The sequence below is a fragment of the Knoellia altitudinis genome (genome assembly GCF_042666355.1).
GTDB classification, from domain to species: domain Bacteria; phylum Actinomycetota; class Actinomycetes; order Actinomycetales; family Dermatophilaceae; genus Knoellia; species Knoellia altitudinis.
On record NZ_JBHTDK010000002.1, the window covers coordinates 66,147 to 92,660 of the forward strand.

The 26,514-nt window shown below is 71.2% G+C and carries 21 protein-coding genes and 1 riboswitch; of the genes, 17 read left to right on the forward strand and 4 right to left on the reverse strand.

Features of this window, described 5'->3' with window-relative positions; translation table 11 throughout:
• The first annotated feature begins 52 nt into the window (after positions 1-52).
• On the forward strand, positions 53-961 hold the full coding sequence (locus ACFQW8_RS15050) for a proteasome assembly chaperone family protein (RefSeq protein WP_380088799.1): 909 nt from the start codon (positions 53-55) through the stop codon (positions 959-961).
• 15 nt (positions 962-976) lie between these two features.
• Here ACFQW8_RS15050 and ACFQW8_RS15055 read toward each other — a convergent pair whose 3' ends face one another.
• A complete protein-coding gene (locus ACFQW8_RS15055) occupies positions 977-2,674 on the reverse strand; it encodes a DNA polymerase (protein WP_380088801.1) in 1,698 nt (565 codons plus the stop codon).
• A gap of 131 nt (positions 2,675-2,805) precedes the next feature.
• Between ACFQW8_RS15055 and ACFQW8_RS15060 the strand changes: the two genes are divergently transcribed.
• The 6 genes from ACFQW8_RS15060 to ACFQW8_RS15085 all read left to right on the forward strand — a co-directional run bounded on the left by ACFQW8_RS15060 (position 2,806) and on the right by ACFQW8_RS15085 (position 9,042).
• On the forward strand, positions 2,806-3,555 hold the full coding sequence (locus ACFQW8_RS15060) for an EcsC family protein (RefSeq protein ID WP_380088803.1): 750 nt from the start codon (positions 2,806-2,808) through the stop codon (positions 3,553-3,555).
• Positions 3,556-3,557: 2 nt separating this feature from the next.
• Entirely contained in the window at positions 3,558-3,980 is a 423-nt protein-coding gene (locus ACFQW8_RS15065; RefSeq protein WP_380088804.1) for a YkvA family protein, read from the forward strand.
• 93 nt (positions 3,981-4,073) lie between these two features.
• Positions 4,074-5,243, forward strand: a complete 1,170-nt coding sequence (locus ACFQW8_RS15070; RefSeq protein WP_380088806.1) for a DUF4192 family protein — start codon at positions 4,074-4,076, stop codon at positions 5,241-5,243.
• Positions 5,244-5,364: 121 nt separating this feature from the next.
• Positions 5,365-5,476, forward strand: a riboswitch (SAM riboswitch).
• Positions 5,477-5,491: 15 nt separating this feature from the next.
• Positions 5,492-6,637, forward strand: a complete 1,146-nt coding sequence (gene metX, locus ACFQW8_RS15075; RefSeq protein ID WP_380088807.1) for a homoserine O-acetyltransferase MetX — start codon at positions 5,492-5,494, stop codon at positions 6,635-6,637.
• 120 nt (positions 6,638-6,757) lie between these two features.
• The gene (locus ACFQW8_RS15080) at positions 6,758-7,129 is read left to right on the forward strand and encodes a universal stress protein (RefSeq protein ID WP_380088809.1); all 372 of its coding nucleotides are present in this window, start codon (positions 6,758-6,760) and stop codon (positions 7,127-7,129) included.
• Between the two features lie 287 nt (positions 7,130-7,416).
• Complete coding sequence (locus tag ACFQW8_RS15085) at positions 7,417-9,042, forward strand: RNA polymerase sigma factor (RefSeq protein WP_380089793.1); 1,626 nt, start codon at positions 7,417-7,419, stop codon at positions 9,040-9,042.
• A 164-nt stretch (positions 9,043-9,206) separates the two neighbouring features.
• On the opposite strand, the gene ACFQW8_RS15090 is transcribed toward ACFQW8_RS15085, so the two are convergent.
• The 3 genes from ACFQW8_RS15090 to ACFQW8_RS15100 are packed head-to-tail and all read right to left on the reverse strand — an operon-like array spanning position 9,207 to position 13,873.
• Positions 9,207-11,516 (reverse strand): transglutaminase TgpA family protein, encoded by a 2,310-nt coding sequence (locus tag ACFQW8_RS15090; RefSeq protein WP_380088810.1) that lies wholly within the window; start codon positions 11,514-11,516, stop codon positions 9,207-9,209.
• A complete protein-coding gene (locus ACFQW8_RS15095) occupies positions 11,513-12,778 on the reverse strand; it encodes a DUF58 domain-containing protein (protein ID WP_380088812.1) in 1,266 nt (421 codons plus the stop codon). Before ACFQW8_RS15095 ends, ACFQW8_RS15090 begins: the two co-directional genes overlap by 4 nt.
• Before the next feature lie 9 nt (positions 12,779-12,787).
• On the reverse strand, positions 12,788-13,873 hold the full coding sequence (locus tag ACFQW8_RS15100; RefSeq protein ID WP_380088814.1) for an AAA family ATPase: 1,086 nt from the start codon (positions 13,871-13,873) through the stop codon (positions 12,788-12,790).
• A gap of 287 nt (positions 13,874-14,160) precedes the next feature.
• Between ACFQW8_RS15100 and mraZ the strand changes: the two genes are divergently transcribed.
• From mraZ to murG, 10 genes are all read left to right on the forward strand, one after another.
• Complete coding sequence (mraZ, locus tag ACFQW8_RS15105; RefSeq protein ID WP_380088817.1) at positions 14,161-14,592, forward strand: division/cell wall cluster transcriptional repressor MraZ; 432 nt, start codon at positions 14,161-14,163, stop codon at positions 14,590-14,592.
• Positions 14,593-14,761: 169 nt separating this feature from the next.
• Positions 14,762-15,742 (forward strand): 16S rRNA (cytosine(1402)-N(4))-methyltransferase RsmH, encoded by a 981-nt coding sequence (rsmH, locus tag ACFQW8_RS15110; protein ID WP_380088818.1) that lies wholly within the window; start codon positions 14,762-14,764, stop codon positions 15,740-15,742.
• A gap of 80 nt (positions 15,743-15,822) precedes the next feature.
• Complete coding sequence (locus ACFQW8_RS15115) at positions 15,823-16,458, forward strand: hypothetical protein (RefSeq protein ID WP_380088820.1); 636 nt, start codon at positions 15,823-15,825, stop codon at positions 16,456-16,458.
• On the forward strand, positions 16,455-18,575 hold the full coding sequence (locus tag ACFQW8_RS15120; RefSeq protein ID WP_380088822.1) for a peptidoglycan D,D-transpeptidase FtsI family protein: 2,121 nt from the start codon (positions 16,455-16,457) through the stop codon (positions 18,573-18,575). The genes ACFQW8_RS15115 and ACFQW8_RS15120 overlap by 4 nt, the downstream gene beginning before the upstream one ends.
• Positions 18,576-18,586: 11 nt before the next feature.
• Positions 18,587-20,134, forward strand: coding sequence for a UDP-N-acetylmuramoyl-L-alanyl-D-glutamate--2,6-diaminopimelate ligase (locus ACFQW8_RS15125; RefSeq protein WP_380088824.1), 1,548 nt, complete (start codon positions 18,587-18,589; stop codon positions 20,132-20,134).
• Complete coding sequence (locus ACFQW8_RS15130) at positions 20,131-21,552, forward strand: UDP-N-acetylmuramoyl-tripeptide--D-alanyl-D-alanine ligase (RefSeq protein WP_380088826.1); 1,422 nt, start codon at positions 20,131-20,133, stop codon at positions 21,550-21,552. The genes ACFQW8_RS15125 and ACFQW8_RS15130 overlap by 4 nt, the downstream gene beginning before the upstream one ends.
• Positions 21,549-22,637 (forward strand): phospho-N-acetylmuramoyl-pentapeptide-transferase, encoded by a 1,089-nt coding sequence (mraY, locus tag ACFQW8_RS15135; protein ID WP_380088828.1) that lies wholly within the window; start codon positions 21,549-21,551, stop codon positions 22,635-22,637. Before ACFQW8_RS15130 ends, mraY begins: the two co-directional genes overlap by 4 nt.
• A complete protein-coding gene (murD, locus tag ACFQW8_RS15140) occupies positions 22,616-24,133 on the forward strand; it encodes a UDP-N-acetylmuramoyl-L-alanine--D-glutamate ligase (RefSeq protein ID WP_380088829.1) in 1,518 nt (505 codons plus the stop codon). Before mraY ends, murD begins: the two co-directional genes overlap by 22 nt.
• Positions 24,134-24,137: 4 nt before the next feature.
• Positions 24,138-25,406 (forward strand): putative lipid II flippase FtsW, encoded by a 1,269-nt coding sequence (gene ftsW / locus ACFQW8_RS15145; protein WP_380088831.1) that lies wholly within the window; start codon positions 24,138-24,140, stop codon positions 25,404-25,406.
• Positions 25,403-26,512: an undecaprenyldiphospho-muramoylpentapeptide beta-N-acetylglucosaminyltransferase gene (gene murG, locus ACFQW8_RS15150; RefSeq protein WP_380088833.1), complete on the forward strand. Its 1,110-nt coding sequence runs from the start codon at positions 25,403-25,405 to the stop codon at positions 26,510-26,512. Before ftsW ends, murG begins: the two co-directional genes overlap by 4 nt.
• Positions 26,513-26,514 lie beyond the last annotated feature (2 nt).

Consider the following 26,514-nt stretch of genomic DNA (forward strand, 5'->3'; position numbering starts at 1 on the left):
TGCGGCCCGACACGTTCCTACTTTCACGCGACCCCCCTGAGAGGCTGTTCCCGTGCAGAACCCGTCTGACCTCTACCGCTTCGAACTCGACGCCCCCGCGCCCACGCGCCAGCCGGGCGCCCTCATCGTGCTGCTCGGTGCCTTCATCGACGCCGGCAACATCCAGCGCATCCTCGGCACCCACCTCGTCGACACGAGCGACGCCGAGGTCGTGGCGACCTTCGACGTCGACGCGCTCCTCGACTACCGCGGCCGTCGCCCGGCGATGCTGTTCGACACCAACCGCTGGGAGAGCTACGCCGACCCGTCGATGGTGCTCTACCGGATGTCCGACCGCGACGGCCAGATCTACTACCTCCTCACGGGGCCGGAGCCGGACTTCCAGTGGGAGCGTGCGATCGAGGCCATTCGCCAGCTCATCCAGATCCTCGGCATTTCGCTCGTCGTGACGAGCCACGGCATCCCCATGGGCGTGCCGCACACCCGTCCGGTCGGCATGACCGCGCACGCCACGGACGCCCGCCTCGTCGGCGGCAAGGAGTCACCGTTCGGCCAGGTCCAGGTGCCGGCAAGCTTCCCCGCTCTGCTCGAGCTGCGGCTCGGTGAGGCCGGCCGCGACGCCCTGGGCTTCGCGATCCATGTGCCGCAGTACCTCGCGCAGGCCGAGTGGGCCGAGGGGGCCCTCGCCGCGCTCAACGCCATCACCGACGCGACCGGGCTCAACCTGCCCAACGACGACCTCATCGCCAAGGCGGGCGTCAACAACCGCGAGATCGCCTCAGAGCTGGAGGACAACGCCGACGCGGGCCAGATCGTCAGCGCGCTCGAGCAGCAGTACGACGCGTTCGTCGAGGGTCAGGAGCGGCCCAGCCTGCTCGCGACCGAGGCCGAGGACCTCCCGTCGGCCGAGGAGCTCGGCGCCGACATCGAGGAGTTCCTCCGCAACGTCAGCGACGACTGAGGTCTCAGGAAGGCGTCAGTCCTTGGCGTCGGACCAGCGCGCGATGACCGAGGTGTCGGCGACGAACCGCACCGGCGCACCGGCAGCCCAGCGCCGCGACGCGTCGGCCAGCGACTGGTCCACGAGCGCCGCCACCTCGTCGGCCCGTGACTCCGGCGCGTGCACGAGCAGCTCGTCGTGCAGGCAGAGCACGATCTGCGCTCCGAGCGGCGCACCCATGGCGCGCACCGTCGCGGCCCACGCCTTGAAGAGCTCGGCCGCGGCGCCCTGGATGATGGCGTTGCGTGCGAACCGTCCCCGCGCAGCGTCCAGTGCCGGGTTCGTCCCCACCGGGGACTGGGCAAGGAAGCGCCCCGTGGGGATGAGCCGACCGCCGAACGTCCGCAACGGCTCGCCCCGCACCCCCGTGTCGTAGGCGCGGTCGAGCAGCCCCATGGCCACGGGGTAGGCCCGCTCGAGTCCCTTGAGCGCCTCACCGGCGGCCCCCGAACGCTGGCCGTACATCGCCGCCAGCACCGCGATCTTGGCGACGGGACGCTCCACCCCGAGCCGGGACGCCACCGGCGCGTACAGGTCGTCGGCGCGGGTCGCCTCGGCAAAGGCCGGGTCACCGGACACGACCGCCAGGACCCGGGGCTCGATCTGCCCCAGGTCGGCCCGCACGAACACGTGCCCCGGGTGTGCCGCCACCCCTGACCGCAGCGCCGCCGGCAGGTTGTGCAGGCCGTTCTCGGCCGTCATCCTGCCCGCCGCCCCGTCGCTGGCCGTCCACCCACCGCGCAGCCGGTCATCGGCGCCCACGCACTGGTCGAGCCACCGGTAGCCGTAGGTCGTGGCGATGCGTTCGGCCTTGCGCCAGGCGAGCAGCGCGTCGACCACGGGATGGGCGTGCCGATAGGCGTCGAGCACCCACTTGCGCGTGTTGGGCACGTCCACGCCGACCCCGGCGAGCATGTCGCGCACCTGGACCGGGTTGCGCAGGTCGGTCGACTCGCGCCCCGGCACGTGCCGCAGCACGTCGGCGTCCCGCTCGCGACGTCCGGAAGCGGCCGCCTCGTCCGACGACGCCCGCGGGCCGGCGAACTCGCCGATGAGCCGCTCCATCACAGCGCGGTCCACCGGCAGGCCACCCGCCTCCAGCTCGAGGCACAGGAGCGCCGCAGCGGACTCCGAGTGGATCGTCCCGACGATGCGGGAACCCAGGGAGTCTGCCCGATCTCGCTGTCGCACAGCACATTCCAGCGCCGCCTCGGCCCACCGCAGCAGTCGCTCGTCGGTCTCCAACCAGCCCGTGGCCGCATCAGCGCGCACGTGGCCGTCACCGCGCACGAGCTCCTCCGGGCCGATGCCGTCGGCGCCGGTGAAGTCGAACAGGTCGCCTCCCGAGGGTGCCGGCATCGTCTCGACGGGTATGCCGTGTGCTCCCGCCCACACGCGGCCGGGCTCGGCCTTCCACCCCCCGTGCAGGATCCGGTGGGCCTCGGCGAGGTCCCACGCCCGAGCGAGAGGTGAGCCGGCAGCGGCAACCAGCTGACCGGCATACGCAGCGGACCACCAGACCCACCGCGGCCGGGACGTGGACTCCACAGCAGCCATGGCGCCGGCGATCTCCTGGACCGAACCCGCCCGGCGCCCGCCGGCACCCACGAGAGCGGCTCGCCCAGCATGGACCACCACGGCGACGAGGTCGACGCCTGCGGCGGGGGTTGCCATGGGCGGCAGCCTAGGTGAGGTCGGTGACACCCTCGGCGCAGAGCGGCGCACCCGCTCTGACGTGGCAGGATCGGTGGTGACAGCACCGCTACGGCGGCTCGGTCGGACCGGGCGCGCCACAGGAGGTCACCATGGGACTCTTCGGATTCGGCAAGGACGACGCCCGGGACGCCAAGGGCCAGCTCGCGCAGACCAGGTCAGCGCTCGAGCAGGCCCAGGACGCGCCCAAGGACCAAGGATTCATCGGCAACAACGCCGCCAAGCTCGTCGAGAACCTCCTCGACAGCGGCATCGACGGCAAGGGGCCGTTCGACTCGGCCGCCACGGTCGCGGCGGGCGCCCTGAAGAAGAACGGCGGCAACGTCGACAAGGCCGTCGACAGCGTGATCAGGAGCCACCTCAAGCTCGCCGCGGCGGGCGGGTTCGTCACCAGCCTCGGCGGCTTCATCACGTTGCCCGTGTCGCTGCCGGCCAACGTGCTCGGCTTCTACCTCATCGCCACCCGCATGACCGGCGCGGTCGCGTCGTTGCGGGGCCATGACATCGCCCAGCAGCAGGTCCGCACGGCCGTCCTCCTCACGCTCGTCGGCGCCGATGCCGACGACCTGCTCGCCAAGGCCGGCATGGTCGCGCCGGCGGGCCGCATGACCAACCTGGCCGCCCAGCGGCTTCCCGGGCCGGCCCTCATGGTCGTCAACAAGGCGGTCGGCTTCCGGCTCCTGTCGACCGCCGGCAAGAAGACGTTCAGCCGCTTCGGTCGCAACGTGCCGCTCATCGGCGGCGTCGTGGGCGCCGGGCTCGATGGCTGGCTGCTCAACCGGATCGCCGACAACGCCCGCCGCGAGTTCCCGCCGGCGACGGCGCGGATCACGGGGGTCTGACCATGGCGATGGCTTCCAAGGTGGCCACGTTCAGGAGCCTCGCGACGGCCGTGCGCATCGCGACCCGCCCCGGCGGCCCGTCCATGGTCGAACGAGCCCAGGCCGTGCCGCGCCTGCTCAAGGCCGTGCGTTCGGGTGAGTACACCGGCACGTCCGTCGGCCGGCTCCTCATGATCCTCGGCGCAGCGGGCTACCTCGTCTCACCCGTCGACCTCCTGCCGGAGGGCATCCTGGGAGTGTTCGGCCTCGCCGACGACGCGGTGGTCGGCTCCTGGCTCGCGGCGCAGCTCGTCACCGAGACCGAGGAGTTCCTCGCGTGGGAGCGCTCGACAGGTCGCGGCTCGGGTCACGGCGCGGCTCAGGGTGCCGTGCCCGGCGAAGTCGTCGACGACGGGCGTGGCGGTTCGTCGTCACCTCGTGCGTGAGGGCTGTCCACAAGCCGATCCGGTATGCCGCGTTGTCCACAACGGCGTGAGCTGAGGCTTCCCGGGATCCGGGTTCCTCCAGACGCTGGGGTCATGACCTCAGTGAAGATCTCCACCACCGACGAGCTGCTCGCCGTCCTGCCGCACCAGCTCGGCTACCGCCTCGAAGACTGCGTCGCCATCCTCATGGTGACCGACAAGATCGTCGGGCCCGTGGCTCGCACCGACCTCCCCTCCGAGCGTGACGTCGAGGGCGTGGCCGCCGGCGTCCTCGACAGCCTCCTCAGGGTCGGGCCGGAGCTGGCGATGCTCGTCGGCTACGAGTCCGTGCCCGGCCAGTCACGGTCCCTGATGCGTGCCCTGCACCACGGCCTGCTCGACGCCGGAGTCCAGCTCATCGACCACGTCGTCGTGCGCGGGGGACGGTGGTGGGGCTGGTGCTGCCGGCCGAGGGGCTCTCTCGACGCGGTCCGGCGCGAGCACCTCGACGGTCACGCGATGGCTGACGAGGCGTCCGTGCCCGCGGTCGCCGAGTTCATCGCCCGTGGCAGCGCACCCCTGTCCGGTCGCGAGGCGATGGGCGACCTCGTCGCCGAGGACCCCTCGGCCTGCTCGGGGGTCGGTGACGCACTCGAGGAGCCCTGGGAGGACATCGTGTCCCAGATCGATCCCGAGGGGGTGCTCGAGATCGACCCGGACGACGTGGACACACCCGGCCTCGCCGACGAGCTCGCCGAGGCGAGGGCCCGCGCTGCGGACTGGATCGGGGATGTCGACCGCGTCCCGCACCTCTGGGCCCGGGTGCTCGCACCCGAGGGGGAGCGGGGCGACACGTTCGAGGTGTCCGACGCCGACGTGGCCCTCATGACCCGCTCCCTCGTCAACAAGCCGTGGCGCGACGCCCTCATCGCGTGGATGTCCCCGGTGATGTTCCCGCTCGACCAGGTCGACGACGCGTCACGCGGCCTTCTCGTCGAGCACGTCGAGGGCGGCCCGGCGACGACGTCGGAGCGCTCCCAGACGGTGTTGCGACGGCTGCTCCGGCTCGGCACGCGAGTGCCTGACGACTGGTCCCACGAGGCCGCGGCGATCTGCACGGTCTCCGCCTGCGTGGCCTGGGGGATCGGCAACGGGTCGACCGCCGGTGACGCGGTGGCGCGAGCACTGCGCGTCGAGCCGGGCTACACCCTGGCGCGCTACCTCGGCCGGATGGTCGACTTCCAGATGCGACCGCGCCACGCGTGGACCGACCTGGCCGCGTGACGGCGTCACACGCGTCAACGCGTCACGCGTGAGGCCGGGGCAGCGTCGGCTCCTGAGTCGACCTCTCACGCTGCGGACAGGCTGTCCCGGCGGGTGTCCCCGGTCCTAGACTCATGCCCAAGGTCATGAGTCCCAGCGACAAGCCCCGGCTTGCTGGGCGGCAACCCTCCTCGCGGTGGGGTGCCCCGGGTGAAGACACGGCCCTGCCGAACTCCGGCGGGCAAGCGCGATCCGAGGAGCCCAGCAAGATGACCATCACCGACCTCCCGACGGCGTCGTTCTGGCGCCCCGGTGACCATCCCGGAGACCGCCAGTTCGTGGGTGTCGGCCCCGTCGCGTTGGAACGGGGTGGGTCGCTGCCGGACGTCACGGTCGCCTACGAGACCTGGGGCACGCTCAACGAGGCGGGCGACAACGCCGTCCTCGTCGAGCACGCCCTCACCGGCGACGCCCACGTCGAGGGGCCCGCCGGGCCCGGTCACGCGACCCCCGGGTGGTGGGACGGGCTCGTCGGCCCCGGACGGCCCCTCGACACCCGCCGCTTCTTCGTCGTCGCGAGCAACGTGCTCGGAGGCTGCCAGGGCACGACGGGGCCCTCGAGCGAGGCGCCGGACGGTCGCCCGTGGGGCGCACGCTTCCCGGCCATCACCATCCGCGACCAGGTCGCCGTCGAGGCTCGGCTCGCCGACCATCTCGGCATCGACCGCTGGGCCGGAGTGCTCGGTGGATCCATGGGTGGGATGAGGGCCATCGAGTGGGCCACGACCCACCCGCAGCGGGTCGACACGTGCATCGTGCTGGCCTCCACGGCCTACGCGACGGCCGACCAGATCGCCTGGTGCCAACCACAGCTGCTCGCGATCCGCGCCGATCCCCGGTTCCACGGCGGCGACTACTACGAGCACGGTGTCGCGCCTCTGGACGGGCTCGGCATCGCCCGTCGGATCGCGCACGTCACCTACCGGCACGAGGGCGAGCTCGCCGAGCGGTTCGGTCGTGAGGCGCAGCTCGGCGAGGAGCCACTGGGCAGCGACGGACGCACCGGCCGGTTCGCCGTCGAGTCCTACCTCGACCACCACGCGGGCAAGCTCGGCGCCCGCTTCGACGCCAACTCCTACCTCGTCCTCAGCGAGGCCATGAACAGCCACGACGTCGGCCGTGACCGTGGCGGAGTGGGTGCGGCGCTCGCGGCCTTTGCCGGCCACCTCGTCGTGGCGGGGGTCGACACGGACCGGCTCTACCCGGCACGACTCTCCGACGAGATCGCGGCGCTGCGTCCGGGCACGACGCTCCGGCACATCCCGTCGCGATTCGGTCATGACGGTTTCCTCATCGAGATCGGTCGGGTCGGAGAAATCATCCGCGAGGCGCTCGCTGGTGGGCCGGTCCCCTGAGCGGTGGCGCCGGAGAACGCCGTCGAAGGCTCGCCGTCGCGCCCCGTGTCAAGCGTCACAATCTCCGGTACGGTCCCAGCAAGAGCCCGAGCGGGCTGACCTGCTGACAAGGAGGAACTCGTGGCCATCGTCGTGGGATACATCCCGACCAAGGAGGGCGCGGCCGCGTTGGCTCGTGCCGGCGAGGAAGCGCTCCTGCGCAAGACCAACCTCGTCATCATCAACTCCGACCGTGACGGGTCCAGCGACGGCAGTGAGCTCACCACGCTCGGCGAGGACCTCAAGAGCAAGGGGGTCGATGTCGAGGTGCGTCAGCTGGTGCGCGGCAACGAGCCCGCCGAGGACCTTCTCGCAGTCGCCGACGAGATCGGTGCCCAGCTCATCGTCATCGGACTGCGTCGTCGCACTCCCGTGGGCAAGCTGATCCTGGGCTCCAACGCCCAGCGGATCCTGCTCGACGCGCCGTGCCCGGTGCTCGCCGTCAAGAGCTGACCGACCCCACGCCTGCCCTGTCGTGAGCGCACAGGACCGCCCTCAGGGGGTGGTGCGAGGGCAGGTGCGCGAATCGCCGCGGCCCCACGGAATAGGGATGAGGGCCGCGGCGATTTATAATGTAAAGGCACCCTCCAAGCAACGGCCGATCCTCACCCCTGCGGATCACGTCAGAGAGTGCACAAACTCGACCAGCCGGTCAGTGCTCCGCCCGAGCGTGAGCATCACCGTGTGCTCCCCGTGACGAAAGGTTGTCGGTGTCGCCTGTGCCCACGAACGCCTCCGAGATGCCCCTCCCCAGCGAGTTCAGCCACCCGGCTCTGCAGGACCTCGTCCGCACCGGACACACGACGGGACAGGTCACGGGTGAGCAGGTGGCCCAGGCCATTCACGCGGCCGGCGTGAAGGCCAGCCGCGGTCGCAAGGTCCTCACGGCACTGGCAGCCCAAGGCATCCAGGTCAGCATGACGTTGCCGGACCGGGCCGTGGCAGCCACCAAGGCCTCGGCCAGCAAGACGACCACCGCGACGACGAAGAAGGCCGCCGCCAAGAAGGCTGCACCGGCCAAGTCGGCTGCCTCCCAGACCGCTGCGCCCAAGACCGCTGCCTCCAAGACCACTGCCGCCACGGCCGTTGGTGAAGAGGCCGGTCCCGCGAAGGCGGCTTCGGCTCCCGCCAGGAAGGCCGCGCCGGTGACGACCACCAAGGCAGCTCCCGCCAAGAAGGCCGCCGCCAAGGCGACGACGACCAAGGAGGCGGCCTCCGCCGCAGCAGCCCCTGCGACCAAGGCCGCGGCCAAGAAGGCGGCGGCCAAGAAGGTCGCCGCCGCCAAGGCCGACGCAGCCGCCCAGGCCGAGAGCGTCGAGGCGCCCGAGACCGAGGAAGGCGACGACGCCGAGGACAAGACGGCCAAGGACACGCCCGAGCCCGTGGCCGCCGGTGGCTTCGTGCTGCGCGACGACGACGAGGAGGACGCACCCGTCCAGCAGGTCGTCACCGCTGGCGCGACGGCCGACCCGGTCAAGGACTACCTCAAGCAGATCGGCAAGGTCGCCCTCCTCAACGCCGAGCAGGAGGTCGAGCTCGCCAAGCGCATCGAGGCCGGTCTCTTCGGTGAGGAGCGCCTCAACTCCGGCGACAAGATCGACATGAAGCTCAAGCGCGAGCTGTGGTGGATCGCCCAGGACGGCAAGAACGCCAAGAACCACCTGCTCGAAGCCAACCTGCGACTCGTCGTCTCACTGGCCAAGCGCTACACCGGTCGCGGCATGCTCTTCCTCGACCTCATCCAGGAGGGCAACCTCGGCCTCATCCGTGCGGTCGAGAAGTTCGACTACACCAAGGGCTACAAGTTCTCGACCTACGCGACGTGGTGGATCCGTCAGGCCATCACCCGCGCCATGGCCGACCAGGCCCGCACGATCCGTATCCCGGTCCACATGGTCGAGGTCATCAACAAGCTGGCCCGCGTCCAGCGCCAGATGCTCCAGGACCTGGGTCGCGAACCCACGCCCGAAGAGCTCGCGATCGAGCTCGACATGACGCCCGAGAAGGTCGTCGAGGTGCAGAAGTACGGCCGCGAGCCGATCTCCCTGCACACCCCCCTCGGCGAGGACGGCGACAGTGAGTTCGGTGACCTCATCGAGGACTCCGAAGCCGTGGTCCCGGCTGACGCGGTGAGCTTCACGCTTCTTCAGGAGCAGCTGCACTCGGTCCTCGACACGCTCTCGGAGCGCGAGGCAGGTGTCGTCTCGATGCGCTTCGGTCTCACCGACGGTCAGCCGAAGACCCTCGACGAGATCGGCAAGGTCTATGGCGTGACCCGCGAGCGGATCCGTCAGATCGAGTCCAAGACGATGAGCAAGCTGCGTCACCCGTCCCGCTCGCAGGCGCTGCGCGACTACCTGGACTGAGCAACGAGCGGCGGAGGCAACGCAGGTCGCTCTGCGACCGAGTCCCGCAGCTGTGAGGGGTCAAGTCCGATCAGGCTGGACTGAGTCTCAGCCACACCACCAACGCAACGTATGCCGCGTGCCCTCGTCGGGTGCGCGGCATACGTGCGTCTGGAATGGGTTCGTCAGTCGCGGCGAAGGCGTGACCACGCAGCTCGGGGCCACGCGAGCACGGCATCCCTGGCGGCGGCCCACTGACGCACGCCGTCGCCGGGGGCGAGGTAGGCGCGCAGCTGGTCGCTGCGTTGGCGGGCGGAGACCGCGGCCCGCCACACCGTGTGGGTGTCGGCACTGACGTCGGGGATCTGGGTCCGTGGGGGCGCATAGCGGGCCTGCTCGACCGTCGCCACGATGCGGCCCATCGCCTCTTTGGACTCGCCCGACAGGATGGCGTCGTGGGTGAGCCGGGCGCCCGCCTGACGTGGGGTGCTGCCGTCGGGAGGGGCGATGCCGATGTCACCGAGCCGTGAGATGAGTGAGGCCCAGTCGGCCTCGACCCGCTCGGCGTCGTCCCGGGCGGCGACCCGGAGCCGTCGTCGCCGCACCCACGCCGCCACGGGCAGCAGGAGGAGTGACAGGACGACCGCAAGTGCGGCGAGCAGGGTCAGCGCGTGGTCGCCGAGCCAGGTGAGCGGACCCCTGGACGCGGTGGTGGTGTCGTCCACGACGCCGGGGTCGCCGTCCGGGCGTTGCGATGCCGACGGTGTGGGTGTGGCCGCGGTCGGTGTCGGCGTCGCCGATGCCGAGGGGTTCGACTCGGAGGGGATGAGGCTGTAGACGGGGGCGCCTCCGGTGCGCACGCCGGGCGTCGGCTCGAAGCGCGTCCAGCCGAGGTCGGGGAACCACAGCTCGGGCCACGCGTGGGCGTCCGCGGATCGGACGGTGTAGGAGCCGTTGGAGAAGGTGCCGGGCAGGAAGCCGATCGCCATCCGCGCGGGGATGCCCTTGACGCGCGCCGCCATGATGAACGCCGACGCGAACTGCACGCAGTAGCCGGTGCGCGACACGAGGAAGTTCGACAGGGGGTCCGACATCATCGTGCGGCCCGAGACGGGGTCGGTCGGAGTCGGGAGCTGCAGGGAGTAGGTGTACTGGGTGCTGCGGAAGTGGGCCTGGAGGAGCCGGGCGGTCTCGAGGGGGGTGGCGTCCGAGGGCACGACGCTGTCGACGAGCTCCGTGAGCCGGCTGAGGCTCTCGCCGTCGAGCTCGTTGTAGACGCCCTCGTCCCACCCACGTGGGCGCTGCCCCTCGCTGGAGAAGTTGCTCGCCTCGGGCGCGAGCTGGCCGTAGGTCGCGGTGTACTCCTCGACGTTCCGGTCGACAGCGATGCTGCCGGCGAAGTTGGTCCGCAGGGCCACCTCGCCGACGTCGACGTTGAGCAGCGGTGTGGGCAGCGCGATCTGGGGCGCCTGGAGCCGATTCTCCTCGACCGTGACCTCGACGGTGGTCCGCTCCACCGAGGGATCGGCGTCGGGAAACTGTGGGCCCCCGGCGAGGGGTCGGTTGGTGTTGAAGCGAGTGCTCCACTCGCCACCCCGGTAGTCCGTGAGGATCCCGACCCGCAGTGGGTCGGGCGCGCTCGACGTCGTCTTGTAGGTGATGACGGGGGACTGCGACTGGTCCTCCAGCGACCGGCGCAGGTCGACGGTGGTGTTGAGCGTGATGGCTCCACCACCGCGGGAGTTGTCGGCGCGGCCGAGCCCGTCGGCGAGGAAGGTCGTCGGCAGGTGTGGCACGACCATGGGCACCACGACCGCGAGGGCCAGGGTGCCGGCACCGAGGAGCCGGGCCGTGCCGGCGACACCGAGCACCGGGTCGTGGTCCTCGCCGTCCTGGCCGCGCGGCACCGCAGTGCTCCATCGGCGGACCGTGCCGATGCCCTGGGCCGCGAGGAGGGCGAGCCAGAACCCCACAGGCAGCACGAAGTATCTCCACGAGAGTCCGTCACCGGAGTTCGTGGCGGAGACGAGGTATGCCGTGAGCAGCGCGAGACCGGCGAGGGCGGGTGAGCGCAGGGTCACCGCGACCGCGTCGACGACGAGGGCCGTCGCGCCGATGAGGATGGTGATGGCCACGACGATCCCGCGCTCCGTGGGCACCGGCACCGAGAAGGCCATGACGGTCTGGCCGGCCTCGCCCAGGAGGATGCCGAGCGATGTGACCGTGTCCGGGCCGGGGAGCACTCCGCCGTAGAGGTGACCCTGACCGTGCATCCAGGAGACGGCGAGGAACCCGGCGAAGAGCTGCCCGAGGATCACCGCCCAGGCCGACAGGACGAGGGCTCGCAGACCGAGGCCCACGAGCGCGATGGTGGCGACGATGACGACGGCCGGGCGGACCCACGTGTTGGCGTCGAAGAGGGTGAGCAGCGGCAACGCCACGGTGAAGCTGGCGAGGGAGGCGAGCAGGGTCTCGACCGGGCGGACGCGGTTCATCGCGCACCGACCAGGCTGCGCGAGCCGGCGACGGTCGCCCACGCGTCCGCCACCTCGAGCCCGGGAGCAACGGACAGCACCGACCAGCCGGCTCCGGCGAGGGAGGCCGTGGTGGCGCCCGCCTCGAGGTCCTCGGCGCGACGACCCGAACCCGACCCGTGGAAGGCCGCTGCGTCGATCACGAACGACAGCCCGGGCCCACCGGGCTGCCGCAGTGACGCCAGGGCTCGGGCGGCGTCGTCGTCGACGGCCCCGACGAGGGCGACGATGAGGCCACCTTGCGCCGTGGCTCCGCTGGCGGCGTGCAGGAGGCCGCCGATCCCGGGCTCGTCGGTCGGGACGGTGCGGGCGAGCGTCTCGAGGGCAGGGTCGAGGTCGGAGTCCTCGCGCACCCCGGACTCCTGGCTCGCGTCAGGGGTGAGCAGGTGCACGGCGAAGCCCTGGTGGAGAAGGTGGGTCACGGCAGAGGCAGCCATCGTCACGGCCCACTCGAGCGAGCTGGAGGGTCCCTTGCCACCGTGCGCCCGGGCACGCGTGTCGAGGATGACGACCGCCCGTCGCTTGGCCGGCCGATCCTCCTGTCGCACCATGAGGTCACCGGTGCGAGCGGTTGCCGGCCAGTGGATGCGGCGCAGGTCGTCGCCGTCACGGTACTCACGGATGGACTGGTCGTCCTCACCGTGCAGTGCGACACGGTGGGGGACCGACCCCTCGGCCCCGAGGCCGCGCCCGAGGGCTCGTCCGTCGGAGAGGTTGATGATCCGGGGCAGGACGAGCAGTTCGTCGTGGCTGCTCAGCGAGGCGTGGCGCATCGTCAGCCCGAAGGGGTCCTGGACGCGCACACCCAGCGGCCCCAGGCGGTGGGCACCTCGGGCGTGGGCGCGGACGGCATACTCCACGTGGGTCGAGGCACCCGAGGACAGCGCCGGGATGACGAAGCGCGGACGATCGCCCAGCGAGTAGTCGAGGTGTTCTTCGGCGAAGAGCAGCGGCGACCGGGTCTGTGACGGGTTGGAGATCGTCATCTGGACGACCGCGGGCTCGTCGATGGTGAGCCGGGAGGGGCGTGCCTCTCGGTCGACGACGAGGTCGAGGTCGTGGCGACGACCCAGGAGCCCCGCGAGCGCGGGCAGTGCGCAGAGGGCCGTCCCGATGCGGCTGAGGTCGTGCTGACCGAGGGCGAGGCCCGCGAGGACGAGCACGAGTCCCGAGGCGAGGAAGGCGGCTCCTCGCGTCGTCAGGGAGTCACGGAACCGACGCATCGCCCCTCCTCAGCGCGTCGGTGCCGGCACGCGCACGCGCTGGAGCAGGTCCGTGAGCACGTCCGCGGCCGAGCGGTGCGCGAGCTGGCTCTCGCCCGTGAGCATGAGGCGGTGGGCGAGGACGGGGATCGTCATGGACTGCACGTCGTCCGGGAGGACGTGGTCGCGCCCGGCGAGGGCGGCGTGGGCCCGGCTCGCGCGCAGGAGGTGCAGGCTCGCGCGTGGCGAGGCACCGAGGCGCAGGGCCGAGCTCGACCGCGTGGCCTGTGTGACGTCGACGACGTACTGCTTGAGGGCCTGTGAGGCGTGCACCGACCGCACCGCCTCGATCATCTGCGTGACGGTGGCCGCGTCGGTGACCGGGTGCAGGTCGTCGAGCGGTGACCGGCCTCCGTGCTGGTCGAGCATGTCGACCTCGCTGCGAGCCGACGGGTAGCCCATCGAGATGCGTGCCATGAAGCGGTCGCGCTGAGCCTCCGGGAGGGGGTAGGTGCCCTCCATCTCGATGGGGTTCTGGGTGGCGAGGACCATGAACGGTCGCGGCAGGGCATAGGTCGTGCCGTCGACGGTGACCTGGGACTCCTCCATCGACTCGAGCAGCGCGGACTGGGTCTTGGGCGACGCACGGTTGATCTCGTCACCGACGACGACGTTGGCGAAGATCGCGCCCGGGCGGAACTCGAAGTCCCGCACGTCCTGGTTGTAGACGCTGACGCCGGTGATGTCGCTGGGCAGGAGGTCCGGTGTGAACTGGACGCGTCGCACCGAGGCGTCGATGCAGCGGCCGAGGGTCTTGGCCAGCATGGTCTTGCCGACTCCCGGCACGTCCTCGATGAGCAGGTGGCCCTCGGCGAGCAGGGCCGTGACTGCGGTGCGGACGGCGGCCGGCTTGCCCTCGATGACCGTGTTCATGGCGGTCTGCAGCGAGCTGGCGACCTGGAGGACCTGGTCCAGTGCGGCTCCCGTGCGCGGAGCGCTCCCGTCCACTCGTCGCTGCTCGTGGGTCTGGTGGACCTCGTCGTGTGTCGACACCGGTGGCTCCTGGAATGGCTGGTCCCGTGCCGTGCGCAACGGGGTTTCGATCTTCCCCCACATTGCCCCACCCGGGTAGGCGCCAGGGCGTGAAATACGGGGTTCACAGCGGGCTCGCAGGTTGGGCGGGCGGTGGGCGGGCGGCATACCGGCGTATGCCGGGTGTTCGGCTGCCCGCGCAGCGCCGGACACGCTCGAGCTGCCCCACTTTGCACCACCGCCTCTGACCTGCGAATAAAGGGGGTTGGAAGCTTCATAACGACTTGATTTCGGAGTGAGGTGGAGTAAAGTGGGGGAAACCGGAGAGAAGTGTCGCCCCGGGGTCGAGACGGAGTGGGGAGGTGAGCGCGGTGTTCCTCGGAACGCACACGCCTCGCCTCGACGACAAGGGGCGCCTGTTCCTCCCGGCGAAGTTCCGGGAGCGCCTCTCGACCGGCCTCGTCGTGACCCGCGGGCAGGAGCGGTGCCTCTATGTCTTCCCGATGGACGAGTTCACCAAGGTGACCCAGCAGATGCAGGAGGCGCCGACCACGAACCGCGCGGTCCGCGACTACATCCGCGTCTTCCTCTCCGGAGCCAGCGACGAGATCCCCGACAAGCAGGGACGCGTGACGGTGCCGGCCCACCTGCGCCAGTACGCCGGCCTCACCCGCGAGTGCACCGTCATCGGCACCGGGTCCCGGGTCGAGGTCTGGGACACCGACGCCTGGAACGCCTACCTCGCCAGCACCGAGCAGGCCTACTCCGAGCAGTCCGAGGAGGTCATCCCCGGACTCATGTGACCTCAACCCCGGCTCCCGGCCTCCAGCCGACCGGACTCCCGACACGACTTCCCCCGTGCCGGGCCCCGGACGGATGGGGACCAGGAGCCGGGGGAGCGATCACCACCCGACGGATCGACCCCCAGCTCCACCCCAGCCCACAGCACGTCACCACCAGAAGGAGTCCGAGATGTCGTCACGGGGAGCCGCCGAACAGCGGCACGTTCCCGTGCTCCGCGACCGCATCGTCGACCTCCTCGCCCCGGCCCTCTCCGCGCCGGGGTCAGTTCTTGTCGACGGCACGCTCGGGATGGGGGGCCACGCGCAGGCCTTCCTCGAGGCCTGCCCCGAGGCGACCGTCATCGGCATCGACCGTGACGAGGAGGCGCTGGCGCTCGCGGGCGAGCGGCTGGCCGGCTTCGGAGAACGCTTCCGTGGCGTGCACGCCGTCTATGACGAGATCGGCGGCGTCGTGGCCGACCTCGGCCTGCGTGAGGTCCAGGCCGTGCTCTTCGACCTCGGGGTCTCCTCGCTCCAGCTCGACGAGGCGGACCGTGGCTTCGCCTACGCCCAGGACGCACCGCTCGACATGCGCATGGACCAGGGGAGCGGCATCACCGCCGCCGAGGTCCTCAACACCTACGCGCCCGCCGACCTCCTGCGGATCCTGCGGGACTTCGGCGAGGAGCGCTTCGCCAAGCGCATCGTCTCGGCGATCGTCCGGGAGCGCGAGGTCGAGCCGTTCACCCGGTCGGCCCGCCTGGTCGAGCTCCTGCGGACCGCCGTGCCGGCCGCTTCCCAGCGCACCGGTGGCCACCCGGCCAAGCGCACCTTCCAGGCCCTGCGCATCGAGGTCAACGACGAGCTCGGCGCCTGGCAGCGCGCCGTCGTGGGCTCCATCGACGTGCTGGCCGTCGGCGGGCGGATCGCCGTCCTCTCCTACCACTCGCTGGAGGACCGCATCACCAAGCGCGCCCTCGTCGCGGGAGCGACCTCGAGCACCCCTCCCGGTATCCCCGTCGAGCTCCCGGAGCACGCGGCATACCTTCGCCTGCTCACTCGAGGCGCCGAGGAGCCCTCGGCGAGCGAGCAGTCCACGAACCCCCGGTCCGCGTCGGCACGACTGCGGGTCGCAGAACGCACTCGTCTCACGAAGGGAGCCCGGCGATGACCCAGACCGCGGCCCGTCCACTCAACCGCTCCACGCCTCGCACCGCCCCGAGGACCGCCCGCCCGCGTCCACTGAGGGTCGTGCGCGAGCAGCCGCAGCAGGGGCAGCCGGGGTTCGTGGCCGCCTGCCTCGCCCTGCTCGTCGCAGGCCTACTCGGCGTGCTCATGCTCAACACGGCCATGGCCAAGGGCTCCTTCGTCCTCGGCGACCTCCAGGACACGTCCAACGAGCTCGCCGCGGCCGAGGAGGAGCTCAGTCACGCGATCGACGCGCAGAGCGCGCCGGCCGTGCTCGCCCAGCGGGCGATCGACATGGGCATGGTGCCGTCCACCAGCGCAGCCTTCCTCCGCCTCAGTGACGGCAAGGTCCTCGGCGTGGCGGTCCCGGCTGACGCCAAGAAGAAATTTACTGTTGCTACACAGGGCAACTCGGCAGCCGAAGCCGCCCGCCCCTCCACGACTCCGCGGACCACGGTCAAGACGGTGGGCACGGTGACGACGACGAAGGTGACGACGACGAAGGGGGCCAACATCGAGGTCACGACCACGAGCGTCGACTCGCGCACCGGGGTGACGAGCTCGACGACGTCCACGCGCAGGTCGAAGGCGGGGTCGGCCGACGCCGAGCCGTCGGCCGGGCCCGAGCCGTCGGCCGCACCCAATGCCTCGACCTCACCGAGCCGGGCGGCTCGTCCCACCGCCACCTCGACTCCGTGACCCCGCGGACGCCGCCGCAGCCTCCGTCGCGGGGACGCGACCCTCGCCGCTCCGCTGCGTCGTCGGGTCGCGTCCCGTCCGGCCGGCCCGTCGGCAAGCGGCAGCCACCGCCCAAGCGCGCGTCCGCGGCCAGGGGCACGTCTGCGGCCAAGGGCGCGCCGTCGCCCAGGGTCGCCGCGTCGTCCAAGGCGCAGTCGACCGGTCGCCAGGCCGGGCCGCGCAAGCCCCGCAACACGGCACCCGCGCGCCGCCCTGCTGCTCGGAGGGGACCCGCACGGCCCCCCAAGCCTCCCGGCAACCCGCGCCGCCGCATGCGCGGACTGACCGTGGCCACCCTGTTCGTCTTCAGCATCTTCGCCGCCCAGCTGCTCCGCATCCAGGGCTTCGACTCGTCGGCCGTTGCCGCGGAGGCGCTCGAGCAGCGCACCGAGAAGGTCCAGATCCCCGCCCTGCGCGGCAAGATCCTGTCCTCCGACGGTGTCGTGCTCGCGTCCAGCCGGGCCCGCGAGACCGTCGTCGCGGACCCGACGGCCGTCTGCACCTACCAGCAGAAGGACAAGAAGGCGTGCAGCCCCGCGACGAGCGCAGCCGCCGTCGACCTCGCCGCCACGGCGCTGTCACCCCTGCTCGGTCGCAGCGTCGACGACCTGCGCTCGAAGCTGGGCGGCGCCGGTCGCTACCAGGTCCTCGACCGCAAGGTGAGCCCGCTGACCTGGCGCAAGATCGCCAAGCTCGGCATCCCGGGGATCTACAAGGACTCGGCCGAGGCCGTGCCCGAGCGGGTCTACCCACAGGGCCCGAACTCCGCCTCCCTCGTCGGCTTCGTCACCAACGACGGGGCTGCCGGTGGTGGGCTCGAGTCGATGATGGACGAGGCGCTCAAGGGCACACCGGGCCACTCGATCTTCGAGAAGGCCCCCAACGGCTCCAAGATCCCCGGTGGTCGACAGGGCGGTGTCGCGGCCGTCGACGGTGGGGACGTCACCCTCACGGTGAACTCCAACATCCAGTGGTACGCCCAGAACGCCATCGCCCAGCAGATGGCCAAGATGGGTGGCCAGTCCGGGACCGCCGTCGTCATGAACGCCAGGACCAGCGAGATCCTCGCCCTGGCGTCCTACCCGACCTACGACCCCAACGACATCGGCCGCGCCAAGGGGAGTCTGGTCAACAAGGCCCTCAACGACGTCTTCGAGCCCGGGTCCACCGCCAAGGTCATGACCGTGGCGGCAGCCCTCGAGGACAAGCGGGTCACCCCGGACCAGCCGGTCGTCATCCCGAACCGGATGAAGCGCTTCGACGTCTCCTTCAAGGACAGCCACGACCACCCGACGCTCCACCGCACGGTCGCGGGCGCGCTCGCCGAGTCGAGCAACATCGGCACCATCCTCATCGGCGAGACCCTTGAGCCCAAGCGCCTGGAGGAGTACTACCGCAAGTTCGGCCTCGGGTCGAAGTCCGGCATGGGCTTCCCGGGCGAGTCCGCCGGCCTCCTCGCGCCGTCCGAGAAGTGGAGCGGCACCCAGCGCTCGACGGTGATGTTCGGACAGGGCCTGTCGGTGACCGCCATCCAGGCCGCCTCGGTCTTCCAGACCATCGCCAACGGCGGGATGCGCATGACTCCGAGCCTCATCCAGGGGACGAAGGACGCCCACGGCACCCTCACCAAGGCTCCCAGGAAGCCCGGTACCCGGGTCATCTCCGAGGCGACCGCGACCCAGGTCAACGCCATGCTGGAGGGTGCGGTCTCCAGGGAGGGCACGGCCCCGCAGGCGCAGATCCCCGGCTACCGCGTCGCCGGCAAGACGGGCACCGCCGACTTCTACGACCCCAGCCTGGGCAGGTACAGCGGCATGACGGCGAGCTTCATCGGCTACGCCCCCGCCGACGACCCCGAGATCGTCGTGGCCGTCATCATCCAGCGACCCAACGCCAGCATCTATGGCGGCACGGTCTCGGGTCCCGTCTTCCACGACGTCATGACCTATGCGCTGCAGGAGCTCAAGATCCCGCCGACGGGCACGACCAAGGCGCCCATCCAGATCTCGGTCACACCGCAGGAGGCCGCGTCGGACCCCGACACGCTGCGGGACAGACCACGCAGTCGCGGCAAGTAGTCTGACTGGTCGTGTCTGCACCCCGACCCGCCTCCCTGACCAGCTCGAGCCTGCGTGACCTCGCGCTGCTCGTCGGCGCCTCCACGGATGACTGGATCGACGCCGATGACCTCTTCGTCACCGGGGTGACGCTCGACTCGCGCGCCGTGCGACCCGGCGACCTGTATGCCGCTCTGCCCGGCTCGACAGCCCACGGCGCCGACTTCGCGGCGCAGGCGTCCGAGGCGGGCGCGGTTGCCGTGCTCACCGACGCGGCCGGCCTGGAGCGCCTGCGCGCAGACGGCGTCGACCTGCCGGTGGTCGCCGTGGAGGACCCTCGGTCGGTCCTCGGTTCGATCGCCGCCAGGATCTACGGCACGACCGACCAGGGGCTCACGATGGTCGGGATCACGGGCACCAACGGCAAGACGACGACGGCCTACCTCGTGGCCAGCGCCCTCGACGTCCTCGGTCACCGGACGGGGCTCATCGGCACGGTCGAGACCCGCATCGGGGACGAGCGGATCAAGAGCGTGCGCACCACGCCGGAGTCGACCGATCTCCACTCCATCCTCGCGGTGATGGAGGAGCGCGACACGGACACCTGCGTCATGGAGGTCTCCAGCCACGCGCTGAGCCAGCACCGCGTCGACGGCGTGGTCTACGACCTCGCCCTCTTCACGAACCTCTCGCAGGACCACCTCGACTTCCACGCCGACATGGAGGACTACTTCTCCGCCAAGGCGCAGCTGTTCACGCCCCAGCGGTCGGCGCGGGCGCTGGTCTGTGTCGACGACGGCTGGGGCCGCCGTCTGGCTCAGGAGTCGGCCGTCCCGGTGACGACGCTGACGACTTCCGAGGACCAGTCGGCTGACTGGAGGGTGAGCGTCGACGCCCGCGAGCCGGCGCGATTCCTGTTGCGCGGCAGGGACATCGAGCTCGACCTGCGCTCGGCCCTCCCCGGGGACTTCAATGTGGCCAACACGGCCATGGCCGCGGTGGCCCTGCTGCTCCTCGGCGAGGACACCGACGCCGTCGGACGTGCGATCCTCACCGACCCGCACGTCCCCGGTCGGATGGAGAAGGTCATCGCCTCCGGCGACTCCGCGGACGACGGTCTGCTCGCGGTCGTCGACTACGCCCACACCCCCGACGCGGTCGAGGCCGCGCTGGCTGCCCTGCGCCCGTCCACGGCCGGACGCCTGGTCGTCGTGCTGGGGGCGGGCGGAGACCGTGACCGCGGCAAGCGCCACGGCATGGGTCGCGCGGCCGCCGGCACGGCCGACGTCGTGGTCATCACCGACGACAACCCGCGTGGCGAGGACGCGGCGCAGATTCGTGCCGCCGTGCTCGAGGGTGCGCGGTCCCTCGACTCGTCGTCCCTCCTCGTCGAGGTCGCCGGACGCCGGGACGCCATCCGCCAAGCCGTCCGCCTCGCCCGCGAGGGGGGTCCGGGGTCTGTCGTCGCGGTCGTCGGCAAGGGTCATGAGACCGGTCAGGAGATCGCCGGGGTCATCCATCCGTTCGACGACCGCGACGAGCTGCGCGCCGCGCTCGAGGACAGGGGTGTGTCGTCTTGATCGCTCTCTCCCTGGTCGAGATCGCCGCCCTCACCGGCGGCACGCTCCGTGGCCCCACAGACTCTGCCGAGCAACCCGTCATCACCGGGGCCGTCGTCACCGACTCGCGCGAGGCGGAGTCCGGCAGTCTCTACGTCGCGCGCATCGGCGAGGCCATGGACGGCCACCAGTTCGTCGCTGCGGCCCGGGACAACGGGGCCGTCGCTGCGCTCACGAGCCGCCCCGTGCAGGAGCTTCCCTGCGTCGTCGTCGCCGACGTCCAGGCCGCCTTCGTCGCCATCTCGCGCGCCGTGCTCGAGCGAGCCACCGACCTCACCGTCATCGGCATCACGGGATCGTCCGGCAAGACGAGCACCAAGGACCTGCTCGGCACGGTCCTGGCTGCCGCCGCCCCGACGGTCGCACCGGTCGGCTCCTACAACTCCGAGGTCGGGGTGCCGCTCACCGTCACCCGGGTCACATCGGAGACGAGGTTCCTCGTCGTCGAGATGGGCGCCCGGGGCATCGGCCACATCGACTACCTCACCCGCATCGCACCGCCCCGCATCGGTGTCGTCCTCAACGTCGGCACCGCCCACGTCGGCGAGTTCGGCTCACGCGAGGCCATCGCCACGGCCAAGGCCGAGCTGGTGCAGGCCCTGCCCAGCGAGGGCGTCGCCGTCCTCAACGCCGACGACCCGGTCGTGCGAGCCATGGCCGACCGCACCGATGCGCGCGTGGTGCTCGTCGGCGAGGCGGACGACGCAGACATCCGCGCCGAGGACGTCACCGTGGGCAACGACGGCCGCGCGAGCTTCCGAGCCATCACCCCTGCAGGTGAGGCCGCGGTCGCGCTGCGCCTCGTCGGTCGGCACCACGTGGGCAACGCCCTGGCCGTGCTCGCGGTCGCCCTGGAATGCGGCATACCCCTCCGGGCGGCGACCACGTCGATCGCCGAAGCCGGCATCGTCAGCCGCTGGCGCATGGAGGTCACCGAACGCCCCGACGGGGTGACCGTCGTCAACGACGCCTACAACGCCAACCCCGACTCGATGCGTGCCGCCCTCGCGGCGCTCGAGTCCATGGGGGAGGGGCGGCGCACCTGGGCCGTCCTAGGCTCGATGCTCGAGCTCGGTGACGAGTCCGACAGGGACCACGCCGAGGTCGGCGCCGAGGCGCAGCGCCGAGGTGTCGACGAGCTCGTCGTCGTCGGCGAGACCGCCCGCCCGATGGCCGACATCGCGCCCGTCGAGGGCACCCGGATCCGATGGGTGCCCGACGCTGCCGCCGCCGAGGCGCTGCTCCTTGCAGAAGTCGTCCCGAGCGACGTCGTGTTGTTCAAGTCGAGCCGAGATGCGGGTCTACGGTGGCTCGGAGACAGACTCACCTCCGTCCCACGGACGACCGATGCCCGCACCACCCAGGAGGACCCCCAGTGAAGGCCGTGCTCGTCGCCGCGGTGGTCAGCCTGATCGTCGCGCTCTTCGGCACCCCCATGTTCATCAAGTGGCTCGTGAAGCAGGGCTACGGCCAGTTCATCCGCGACGACGGACCCACGTCGCACCACACCAAGCGCGGGACCCCGACCATGGGGGGCGCCGTCATCGTCGGCGCGACCCTGTCGGCCTACGCCATGGCGCACCTCGTCTTCTGGACGGCGCCGAGCTGGAGCGGTGTCCTCGTGCTCTTCCTCATGGCGGGCCTCGGGCTCGTCGGCTTCCTCGACGACTACATCAAGATCAGCAGGCAGCGCAGCCTCGGGCTCCGGTCCAAGCAGAAGCTCGCCGGCCAGACCGCCGTGGCCGTGATCTTCGCGATCCTCGCCCTGCAGTTCCCCAACGACTCGGGTCGCACCCCCGCCTCGACGAAGATCTCGTTCGTCCGCGACACCAACCTCGACCTCGCCTTCGCGGGGACGATCGTCGGGGTGCTCCTCTTCATCCTCTTCGCCAACGTCATCATCGCCGGCACGAGCAACGGCGTGAACCTCACCGACGGCCTCGACGGCCTGGCCACCGGCGCGTCGGTGATGACCTTCGCTGCCTACGTCCTCATCGGGATCTGGCAGTTCAACCAGAACTGCCAGACCGACGCCGGCGTCGGCATCAAGTGCTACGAGGTGCGCGACCCGCTCGACATCGCCATCGTCGCGGCGGCCGCCATGGGCGCGTGCTTCGGCTTCCTCTGGTGGAACGCCTCGCCGGCCAAGATCTTCATGGGCGACACGGGATCGCTGGCCCTCGGGGGCCTGCTCGCCGGCCTGGCGATCGTCACCCGCACCGAGTTCCTCGTCGTCATCCTCGGTGGCCTCTTCGTCACCATCACCCTCTCGGTGATCATCCAGGTGGCCTCGTTCAAGGCGACGGGCAGACGGGTGTTCCGGATGGCGCCGCTGCAGCACCACTTCGAGCTCCTAGGCTGGCAGGAGGTGACCATCGTCATCCGGTTCTGGATCATCGCCGGTCTCTTCGTCGCCCTGGGCCTGGGCCTCTTCTATGCCGAATGGGTCGTGGGCGCTGCATGACCGACAGTGAGTCGAACCGGCTGCCCAGGCTCTCCGAGCTCACCCACCGCGAGGCCGACTGGGCCGGGCTGCGGGTACTCGTCGCGGGCCTCGGTGTCAGTGGCTTCGCCGCCGCGGATGCGTTGCTGGAGAGGGGCGCCCACGTCGTGGTCGTCGACGGCTCACCAGCCGACTCCTCGCCGGCCATGGTCGAGCGGGCGCGCATCCTCGAGGTCCTCGACGCGGAGCTCCGGTTCGGACCCGAACACGTCTCCGGTATGCCGTCCGAGCCCGTCGACCTCGTCGTCACCTCCCCGGGATGGGCACCGACCCAGCCGCTGCTCGCCGCCGCCGCGGAGGCGGGTGTCGCGATCTGGGGCGAGGTCGAGCTCGCCTGGCGGATGCGCCCCCTCGAGGGGGCGGCGCCGTGGCTCACCGTCACCGGGACCAACGGCAAGACGACGACGGTCCAGATGCTCACCTCGATCCTGAGGGCCGCGGGCAAGCGGGCGATCAGCGCCGGCAACGTCGGCACGCCGATCCTCGAGGCGATCATGGACCCGCAGCCCTTCGACGCCATCGCCGTCGAGCTCTCGAGCTTCCAGCTGCACTGGTCGGACTCGATCCGGCCGCAGGCCTCGGTGTGCCTCAACGTCGCGCCCGACCACGTCGACTGGCACGGCACCTATGCCGACTACCTCGCCGCGAAGGGCAAGGTCTACTCCGGCACGCAGGTCGCCTGCATCTACAACGTCGACGACCCCCAGACCGAACGCCTCGTCGAGGACGCCGAGGTCCAGGACGGGTGCCGCGCCGTCGGCTTCACCCTCGGCACTCCGGCCCCGTCGATGCTCGGGCTCGTGGGTGACGTCCTCGCCGACCGCGCCTTCGTCGAGCAGCGGCGTCACGCCGCGGCCGAGCTTGCGACGGTCGAGGACCTGCGCGGAGACGCGCCGGACGTGGCGCCCCACCTCGTCACCAACGCCCTCGCCGCAGCGGCGCTGGCCCGGGCCCACGGGGTCGAGCCCGCTGCCGTGCGCGCGGGACTGCGCGCCTTCCGGCCCGAGGCCCACCGCATCGCCCACGTCGCCACCCTGGCCGACGTGCGCTACGTCGACGACTCCAAGGCAACCAACCCGCATGCAGCGGCAGCCTCGCTCACGGCATACGAGCAGGTCGTCTGGGTCGCCGGAGGGCTGCTCAAGGGTGCCGACGTCGACGACCTCGTGCGCACCGCCGCTCCTCGTCTGCGGGGGGTGGTGCTCATCGGTCGCGACCGCGCGCTGATCGCCGACGCGCTCGTCCGACACGCGCCCGATGTCCCCGTCGTCGACGTCGCCGACACGGACACTGGAGCCATGGATCGCGTCGTCTCGCAGGCCGCGTCGCTCGCTCAGCCGGGCGACGTCGTGCTGCTCGCGCCGGCGGCCGCGTCGATGGACATGTTCGACAACTACGGCGCACGCGGAGACGCCTTCGCCGAGGCGGTGCTCCGCCGCGCTGCTTCGGGGGAGTGAGCGCGTGAGCAGCACGACCGGTTCCGTCAAGGAATCCAAGAGCTCGGCGAGGACCGGCCGCGGCCTCGGCGTCGGCGAGTGGCTCGAGCGGCTCGACCGGCCCGTCACGACGTACTACGTCCTGGCCGGTGTCACCTCGATCCTCGTCGGCTTCGGCCTCATCATGGTGCTCTCCGCCTCGACGGTCACCTCGCTCAACGCGACCGACTCCGGCACGGCCTACTCGATCTTCATCAGCCAGCTCGTCTTCGCCATCATCGGTGGGGTGGCCCTGATCGTCGCGTCGCGCCTGTCCGTGGCGACCTGGAAGAGGCTGGCGCTGCCCCTGGTCGGCGCGGCACTCGTCCTGCAGGTGCTGGTCTTCACGCCCCTCGGGTTCGACGTCAAGGGCAACCGCAACTGGCTGGACTTCAAGGTCTTCACGATGCAGCCCTCCGAGCTGCTCAAGGTGGGCCTGGCGCTCAGCGGCGGCCTCATCCTGTCGGCCAAGCGCAAGCGGCTCAACCGGGTCGGTCACGCCCTCGTCCCCTTCGTCTTCCCCCTCGCGATGCTGGCGATCGGTCTCGTCCTCCTCGGGCACGACCTCGGCACGGTCCTCATCCTGTCGGCGGTGGTCGGCGGCACGATGTTCACCGCCGGCGTCCCGGGTCGGTGGTTCGCGCTGTCGGCAGCGGGGTTCGCGGCCATGGCCGTGGCCTTCGTCGTCACGAGCCCCAACCGGCTCGGCCGCTTCGACGTCTGGCTCGGCCGTGACACCGACCCCACCGGCATGGCGCGGCAGTCGATCCACGGGCGCTACGCCCTCGCCGACGGCGGGTGGACCGGGGTGGGCCTGGGGCAGTCCCGGGAGAAGTGGGAGTGGCTCTCCGAGCCGCACAACGACTTCATCTTCGCCATCATCGGCGAGGAGCTGGGCCTGCCCGGCACGATCATGGTGCTCGCCCTCTTCGTCGTCCTGGCCCTGGCCTGCTACCGCCTCGTGATGCGGAGCTCCGACTTCTTCGTGCGCATCGCCACGGCCGGCATCATGAGCTGGATCGTCGTCCAGGCCATGATCAACGTCGGGTCCGTCATCGGGCTGCTCCCGGTCATCGGCGTGCCCCTGCCGTTCGTCTCCTCGGGTGGGTCCTCCCTCGTGACGACCATGCTCGCGCTCGGCATCCTCCTCTCCTTCGCGCGCGCCGAGCCGGGGTGCGCCAAGGCTCTCGCCGCGCGCCCGTCCCTGCTCAAGCGCTCCTTCGCCGTTCTGCCGAGACGAGGGTCGCGGTCATGACCGGGACGTCGGTGTCCTTGAGCTCGGTCGTCCTCGCGGGCGGGGGCACGGCCGGGCACGTCTCCCCGCTCCTCGCCCTCGCCGACTGCCTGCGGCGGCGTGAGCCCGACGTCCGCATCACGGCCCTCGGCACGGCCGAAGGCCTCGAGGCGCGACTCGTCCCGGCCCGCGGCTACGACCTCGAGGTCATCCCCAAGGTGCCGATGCCGCGCAAGCCCTCGGCCGCGTTGCTGCGCCTTCCGGGTTCGCTGCGTCGAGCCATCCAGGCCGCGGACGACGCCATGAGCTCCGCAGAGGCGCAGGTGGTCGTCGGCTTCGGTGGCTACGTGTCGACGCCGGCCTACCTCGCCGCGCGGCGACGCGGCATACCGGTCGTCGTCCATGAGCAGAACGCCCGCCCGGGCCTGGCCAACAAGCTCGGCTCCCGCTTCGCCAAGCACGTCGCCGTCACCTTCCCGGACACGGCGTTGCCCGGTGCGACCGTGACGGGTATGCCGCTGCGGCGCGAGATCGCGCTGCTCGACCGCAAGGCCCGTCGGGCCGAGGCGCTCGCGCACTTCGGCCTCGACCCGCAGTGGCCGACGGTCCTCGTCACCGGAGGCTCGCTCGGTGCGCAGCGGATCAACGAGGCCTTCCACGGGGCCGTCGGTTTCCTGGGGGCGGCGGGCGTCCAGGTCCTGCACGTGACCGGTGCCGGCAAGGAGTTCCCCGTCGCGTCCGATGGTGCCGGCGCACCCTATGTCGTCGTCCCTTACGCCGACCACATGGAGCTGGCGTATGCCGCTGCCGACATCGTCGTGGCGCGCTCCGGAGCCAACACGGTGTGCGAGCTCACGGCCGTCGGGCTCCCGGCGGCCTATGTCCCCCTGCCCATCGGCAACGGTGAGCAGAGCCTCAACGCGCGTGCCGTCGTGGCGGCGGGGGGAGGTCTCGTCGTCGACGACGCCGACCTCACCACGACCTGGATCGAGACCACGCTCGTCCCGCTGCTGCGGGACGCGCCGGCACTCGCCGAGATGGCAGCAGCCGCAGCGTCCGTGGGCGAGCGCGACGGTGACGAGCTGCTGGCCGACCTCGTCGCCGATGCCGCGTCCGGGAAGGGCTGACG